We start from the raw sequence: 7,637 nt of genomic DNA, 5'->3' as shown, positions 1-7,637 counted from the left end.
GTAGGTGCTATGTAATTTAATGTAAAATAAGGCATAAAATTAATAAATTTATTAAGGGTTTAATTGTGATCAAATTTATCATTTGATAGTAAATCGTCATCTGTTGCATTATCACTTTCTTGCGTCTGTACAGCAGTTAGTAATTGTTTTAATATATAAGGAGAAGAATCTTCTTTTGGTGCGTCAAGTCCTAGTTTATTTTTCACAAGTTCAATGGAGTGAAATAGAGATGCTTCTGGGTTAAAAACAGATGTATTTGTTAATACCAAAGGGAATTGTGTAGGAAGAAATAGTAAATTCTCTTTTAAGCCTTCTAGTATTTTTAAAAGTAATTCAGATAAACTAATTGTTGTTTTTTCTTTTGTAAAAGGGTCTTGATGTTCGTGTAAGGTAGAGTTTTTAAAACTAGAGGAGCATAGGTTTTTAATATGTTCTTCAGTGGCGTGAATGCTAGCGCGAATCTTAGGGTTTATTTTGCTTATGCATCCTTGTGATACTCTTAGTTCATATTGGGATATATAAGAATAATAATCTCTTTCTAAGAGGGTATTTCTGCTGCCTTTATTTAAATGGATAAAAAAGATAGGAAAAAGATTATAAGAAGATGTTCTTTTTTTAGAAAGGACAGCGTTAGTTAATATTGATTGATTTGTTTTAATGCTGCTTAACATATCTTTTAGTATATGAGTCGAAATTATAGAAGGAGGGGTATTTGGTGATAATTGAGCTGTGATTAAATTTAGAGATTTTTCTAACGAAGACTTAGGGAAATTACTAGGAGTATTTTTAAGAAGTTCTGGAAATTCTTCTCCCAAAAATTCAAGATTTTCAGTTAATCCTTCAAATATAAGAGGTAATGCTTCAGTAAAGGTTATACTTCTTATTTTCTTAGATATGGGATCCATAGATCTAAAGAGATCTTTTTTGTGGTAAGAAGGACTGCATATACGTTGAATATTTTGCTGAGTTAAACGCATGCGTGTTCGTGGAATTGTAAATGCGTCTGTTTGTTTTCCAACTTTGGTAAATACTTCATATTTAAGTGTCAGAATGGTTATTGTTCCTGTAATCTCAGGAAGGGTAAGAGTACGACCTTGTTGAATAAAAAATAAAGGAATTGCATATGCAGCTTCTTTGGAAGAAGTTTTCTTTATTGATTGAGTGGTTTTTGTAAGTAATTGAGATGAATTTAATAAAGAATAGGGTATATTTTTTAATGATTTTCTTTCTGTTTCAGTTTTCCACATGCTGTTTAGGATGGCATTGCTAAATCCACATAATTTTAATTCTGAGGTTAATTTATTGATCCACATGCAATGTGATTGTGTAAGATCTTGTTTTTCTAATAGGTTTGTGACTAAAGATATAGTTGGGGATTGGTCTATAAGTAATTGTAGCAAGGATAATAGGGAATGATGAACTAACGATGTTACTGATGTCATAGTAGCTGTTGATGGGTCAGAAATAAAAATTCTGTTTTTCAAAACATGTTCAACACCTTGATGTAGATATTCGAGATAATTAGAAATTGCTGTTACTGGGTAAAGATTTAATGTAAAGCTTCGACCATCAGGAGCAATTTGAATAAAAGGTAGCTCATATGATGTAGGAGTATTTAAGAGTGCAGTAGAGATTGCTATAGATGTAGATGATGTTGCAGAAATATTTAATGAAACAAGATCTTCTGTAACGATTGGTAATGGTTGTTCAAATTCTGTAAGATCTACTTGAAGTAAATCAGAAGAAAAAGTTTTTTCTAATGCTTCTATAGCAAATAGACCTTCAGGTGACAATGATGTAGTTCTTAATGCTGTGATGATTGGGTAAATAATTTCTTGTAGAATTAAAATTGTGTTGTGATGATGGGTGGGATCTAAGGGAAAAGATGATGGTACAGACATACAGGGTAAATGATTTGATAAAATATACTGAGTTAAAGAATGCAAAGATGCCACTTGACTAGAGCTTAGAGTAGTCCTTTCTTCAGTAACAGTAAAGCATGGTGCAGCATCTTGTAGAGTAGGTGCTATGTAATTTAATGTAAAATAAGGCATAAAATTAATAAATTTATTAAGGGTTTAATTGTGATCAAATTTATCATTTGTTAGTGAATTTTTATTTACTTCATTATAATTTTCCTGCTCAGTAGTCATTAATTGTTTTAATATATAAGGAATTGAGTCTTCTTTAGGAGCGTGAACCCCTAGTTTATTTTTTACAAGTGTAATGGAGTTAGTTAAAGATGCTTTTGAGTTAAAGATGGATGTTTCTGTTAATACCAAGGGGAATTGTGCAGAAAGAAATAGCAGATTTTCCTGTAAGCCTTCTAGTGTTTTTAAAAGAAATACAGATAAATTAATAGTGGTTTTTTGTTGAGTAAAAGGGTCTTGATGTTGGTATGAGCACAATTTACTGTCACTAGAAGTGCATAAATTTTTAATAAAGTCTTCAGTAGTGTCAATGTTAATGCGAATCTTAGTACTTAATTTGTGTGGTATTTTTTTTGATACTTTTATCTCGTATAGGGATGTATAAGCCAAACATTCTATCGCTGAAGAAGAATACGATTTCTGTTGATTTACACGGATAGAAAAGATAGGACAAAAATAATGACAAATTATTTTTTCTGAAAAAATGGTGGGGCTAAGTGATTCTGACTTATTTATTTGAGTGGTTTTTAACAGATCTTTTAATATATGAGGTGTAATTATAGAAGGGGTGTTTGAGGGTAACAGATCTTTAATTAAATCAATTGATTTGTCTAAAAATGATTTAGGAAAATTACTAGGAGTCTGTTTAAGAATTTCTGGAAATGTTTCATTCAAAAACTGAAGATTTTCACTTAATCCTTCAAATATAAGATGTACAGCTTCAGGAAATGTTATGCTTTTTATTTGTTGAGACATGGGATCTATAAATCTGAATAGATCTTTTTTATGATACGAATTACTGCAGATACGTTGAATGTTTTTGTGTGTTAAACGAATCCGTCTTCGTGGAAGTGTAAATAGGTCGGTTTTTTTTCCATCTTTTTTAAAGATCTCATACTTAAGTGTAAAAATAGTTATGGAAATTGAATGTTCAGCAAGTAAGATAGTACGACCTCGTTGTATAGAAAATAAAGGAAGCACACGCACAATATTTTCTGAAGGCGTGATGTTTATTAATTCACCAGCTGTTATAGGTAATGTATAAGGGTTTATTGATGATTTTTTTTTGCTTGCTCGACTATCTTTATTACAAGATTTTGTTACTTCTGAAAAAAAATCTTCTTCTGAAAGAACTAAATTTATGGGCTGATAATCTTTTAAAAATTCAGCTAATTGAGAAGATGTACCTTCACCAGGATTACAATCATGTTCTTTTATTAATTTTGGTGAAGATGTGTTAAGAGGAGAAGAAGAAGACCTTTTTCTGGATATATCTGTGGTTGTTGAAGATAAGGGGGATGTTTCTATGGCTGGTAGAGCTTGCTGAAAAGATATTATATTTAAGTGATCAATAAAAGAAGTAGAGACCTCATATAATTCTTCTAAAACAGCTTGGTTATAGGGTTGATACGGATTATTCTGTGCATGGTCAAGTATAGAAAAAATAGCTTGTTGTAAAATGAGAATAGTATTTGTTGCAGCATTAGGATTAAAAAAAAACGATGCAGGAACTGAAGAGCAGGGTAAATGATTCTCTATAATGTGGTGAATCAAGCCCAGTAAAGATTCTAGTCGGGGTTCAGTTAAGGGGGTAGAAGTTTCTGTAATAGTAAAGCAAGGTATAGCGTTTTGTGTGATAGGTGCTATATAGTTTAAATTAAAATATGGCATATAGATAATATTAAATCAAAAATAATCAATTATTTTTTTATAAAAACAAGGTTTATTATACGCTTATGTCTATTATTTTATAACAATTAAATTATTAATATTTTTTTTGTATTAAATTATGCTTTAGTATTTTTACTTTTTTCTAAAATTTCTTTTAAAATAGAAGAATTTCTTTCTAATGGAAAATCTAGGCCAAGAGTCTTTTTAATAATTTCTAACGTACTATTTAATTCAGTTTGTAATTGATATTTTTTGTTATCAGCAATTAATCCAGGATAATGTTTAGAGAGAAAAGTAGAATTATCAAAAAGGCCTTCATAGATAAGTTTGAGAGCTTCTAATTTTTGAATATGACGAGTAACGTTTGTAAAAGGGCATTTATAGGATATTTTAAATAAGCCTTGAAAATCTGCAGCCAGTAATTCTTTAGTAAGGCGGATGGTTTTTTTTAGCCTCTCAAAAGATTGATAATAAGGATGAGTTTTTTTTGATGAATCTTTTTTTACATGATAAGTAAGTCTATAATAATGAAGACGTGAATGTACTCCTCCTGTAGTTAATTTTATAGAAAATAAAGGAAGGAAAAATAAAGGAAGTTTGGGTGCACGATAAGCATGTATGACCATAGAGAGGGCTTTTTTTAGATCAGTATTAGGATTTTGTTTTAAGGCAAGAATATTAGCTTTTTCAGGACATTCTAGAATTTTTAACCGGATATTTTCTAATGTAGAAGCAGAGGTGATCATGGGTAATTGTAGATTAAGAAAGGTTGCCTGATCATTCATGAACGTTATAAATGTATCAATAGATGCTTTTAAAGCATTATCTATTGTAAGAGCTTTTTTATTAATTAGGTATTTTTGATGGTATAGGAAATTTTCTTGGATGCCTTGGTGGAGAGCGTTTAAAATATCTTTATTATTGTGTAGATATTGATAGCCTGATTTTTGAGATGGATATCCTTGGAAAAAGACATGTTTTTCTGTAGCTTGTAATAACTCTTTTGCTTTCGTTAAATTTTCTTTTAGATTTTGTTTGATGATTTTACAAAGTCTTTTAGAGCGAGTGCTTTGCCTGGTTATATACATTATGTACCAACAATTTTTTGCGTGTTTTTGAATATAAAAAATAGGATTGCTGGTTGTGATGGATTGCTTGTTGTTTATAAAAGACTGATGGCTGTTTATATCTGTGATTGGATTATTGTTTGAAGGAGAATTGCTTGATTTGTCAGGACTGTGGGATTCTGAACTAACAAAAACTGAAGGTGTTAAATTCTCTAGGCTCTCAAATAAAGATATTTCTAATTTCTGAGCATTTGCAGCATCTATCATAGAGGAAGTATTATCAGGCCCATTTAAGGATAAGTTTAGTTCATTGGATAATTCTGTGTGATGAATAGCTATGCTTTCACGATCTTCTTCATTAGGTATTAAAGAAATAAGTTGAGCTTGTTTTTGAAGTAATTGGAATAACAGGCAAAGGGATTGATTATGTAAAATTTCTGGTGATAAAGTGATGATTTCTGTAGATGAATCAAACTGATAGATATTGTTTTTCAGGACAAAATCAATACCTTCATGAAGGTTATTAAAATATGATGCCAGATCAGAGACGGTCTGGCTTTTTATGGTATATTGATTCTGTAATACATTTATTTGTATAACTGGCAGTGCATAAGACAAAGTTGTATTGGAAAGAGTAAGGTCTTCTGTAGGTGCTAGATGAGTAATTTTAATTTTTTTATGTGAGGGAATAGTTATTTTTTGATTATTAGAATCTGGAAGAGTGTTTTCTTGAAAAGTGAAAGATGTGGAAGAGACTATAGGTTTAGCATGATCAAATAATAATGAATTACTCTCTGTAAGAGAAAACAAAAGAATATTATTTAATTCTGAAATAACAGATTTGCTGTCAGTGTGTGTAGGGTGGTGTTTGACGTGTTCTAGTATGCGATAAATAACTTCCTGAATGATGACTAGAGAGTTACTATAATTAATGGCTTCTAAGGGAAAAGAAGGAGGAATAGACATGCAAGGTAGTTGGTTATCTAGGATTGTTTGAACAATCGTATTTAAAGAAATAAGTTTTTGGTTATTTAGTGGTTCTTCGTTTTCTGTCACAATAAAATAAGGTGAAAGGGTGGCGTGGATAGGATTGATGCAGTTTAAGGTAAAATAGGGCATAAAAATAATAATTAATTGTAAATTAATTATTATTGTAATTTTGTGTGATTAAAAATTCAATTATACACAATGAGGTGTAGAGTATTTTTTCTTGGGTTAAAAAAAAATATTTAATCGACAGGAGATAATTACAGTGGATCTTAATGTCTATATCAAATTTTATAAAAATTTAGAAATTTTTATAAAATAGTGAATGTACGTCTTGGTTGTCGTTTTTTTGTCTGAATTATCTCTGGTTGACTGTGAATGTCTTTTAGCATGTTCTCTAAAAAGGAAGCATCTATGGTAGGAGGTAGAGTTAATGATAATTTAAGGGCATGTATTTCAATATCATGAATTAATTTTTGTAGTGAGTTTAGTAATTTTTTGTTCTTTTTATTTTCTGTGATACTGGGGTGATATTTTTTATAATAGAAGTAATTTTGCAAAAGTCCTTTATGTAAGATTTTAAAAATATCTTCTTTGTTTTCTAACTGTATTTCTTTTTGTTTCAAAGGTCCATATGGAAGAAAGAGGATTTGATCCTCAGGTGCTTGCAGTGTCAAGGTAGCATTGGTTACTAATTTTTTTAATAAGTTGTAAGAATTTCTTTGATGGCGATATAAGTTAAAATGATATTTGGTAATGTAAGATATATGATAATTATATTTACTTAAGCGAGCATTAGGATATTTTTTAATAGAAAAACCAGGTAGTAGATAACATGTTGATTTGTCATTTTGTTGAATGATAGATAAATCTATATCAGGCTTAGTTACCTTTAAAGATTTTTCTTTGTGAGAAGTTAACGAAGGCGATGAATTATCATCATCTTCGTTATTAGATGCTGCCTTTTCTTGATCAGTCATCTTTTGTAAAATAGAAGTAGGGGGTAATTGAGGGATATTTTTTCCTAATTTATTTTTAAGTAAATTTAATAACTGTTGATAAGTTTGATGCAGAATGTTTTTAGGTTCATCTATCCTTAAGTATGGTTCTTCTTCAGAAAGAAAAGTCATGTTTTCATTAATTCCTTCATAGAAAATTTGATATAAGGTGTCTTTTTTCGTAATTATTATTTCTTCGTTCGTAAAAGGCTTTATGTATTGTATTTTATTTTTTGATAAATCTTCATTACATAAATTTATCATATGAGACATGCTTAAAGTTAAAGCATAGCGAATAGCTCTCAAGTGGTGGAATTTTTTTTTTGATCCAACATGAGTTGTATAGCAAATTTTAAAAGAAGATATATGGTGGTTAGCACGAGAATTAGTAAGTTTAACGCTAAATAAACATGTTTTATGTAGCTTTGTTTTTTTCTTAACTTCTTGAGAAGTAGTTGTAACTAGATCTTTTTTTGAAATTTTTTTTATTGTTATAGCTGCTTGGTAAACTTCTTCAAGAATAGTAGGTTTTTTTATTATAGGTAATGGTTTTGAGGAGGAAGCATTTTTTTTGACAATCTCAATAGCTTCATCTAATAATCGAATTGGATTGTGTGTAACATTATGTAAAAGTTGTTTTGGGTGATGTTTTTTAAAATAAAGTTTATTTTCATGAACGCCTTGATTAAGGATTGTTAAAAGATGTTCTTTATCCGTGATTTTAATTGTTTCAGGGTTAATTTTAGAAAAAACAGTATATATAA

Annotated in this window: 4 protein-coding genes; all 4 read right to left on the bottom strand. The window is 29.7% G+C overall.

What is annotated here, in order from left to right; genetic code table 11:
- Window positions 1-59: 59 nt before the first annotated feature.
- Window positions 60-2,054 (bottom strand): hypothetical protein, encoded by a 1,995-nt coding sequence (locus CLAVI_RS05450; protein ID WP_194844587.1) that lies wholly within the window; start codon window positions 2,052-2,054, stop codon window positions 60-62.
- A gap of 24 nt (window positions 2,055-2,078) precedes the next feature.
- Window positions 2,079-3,821, bottom strand: a complete 1,743-nt coding sequence (locus CLAVI_RS05445; RefSeq protein WP_194844586.1) for a hypothetical protein — start codon at window positions 3,819-3,821, stop codon at window positions 2,079-2,081.
- A gap of 116 nt (window positions 3,822-3,937) precedes the next feature.
- Window positions 3,938-6,007, bottom strand: a complete 2,070-nt coding sequence (locus tag CLAVI_RS05440; protein WP_194844585.1) for a hypothetical protein — start codon at window positions 6,005-6,007, stop codon at window positions 3,938-3,940.
- Window positions 6,008-6,186: 179 nt separating this feature from the next.
- Window positions 6,187-7,637, bottom strand: a 1,451-nt coding sequence (locus CLAVI_RS05435) for a hypothetical protein (RefSeq protein WP_194844584.1), incomplete at its 5' end; no start/stop codon positions are given.

Origin of the sequence: Candidatus Clavichlamydia salmonicola (assembly GCF_015356765.1) — a bacterium.
Lineage (GTDB): Bacteria > Chlamydiota > Chlamydiia > Chlamydiales > Chlamydiaceae > Clavichlamydia > Clavichlamydia salmonicola.
This window is presented reverse-complemented; position numbering and strand designations above follow the sequence as displayed.

Coding starts and splice junctions, on each gene's coding strand:
- CLAVI_RS05450 (WP_194844587.1), bottom strand. CDS start 2,054: ATGCCTTATTTTACATTAAATTACATAGCACCTACTCTACAAGATGCT.
- CLAVI_RS05445 (WP_194844586.1), bottom strand. CDS start 3,821: ATGCCATATTTTAATTTAAACTATATAGCACCTATCACACAAAACGCT.
- CLAVI_RS05440 (WP_194844585.1), bottom strand. CDS start 6,007: ATGCCCTATTTTACCTTAAACTGCATCAATCCTATCCACGCCACCCTT.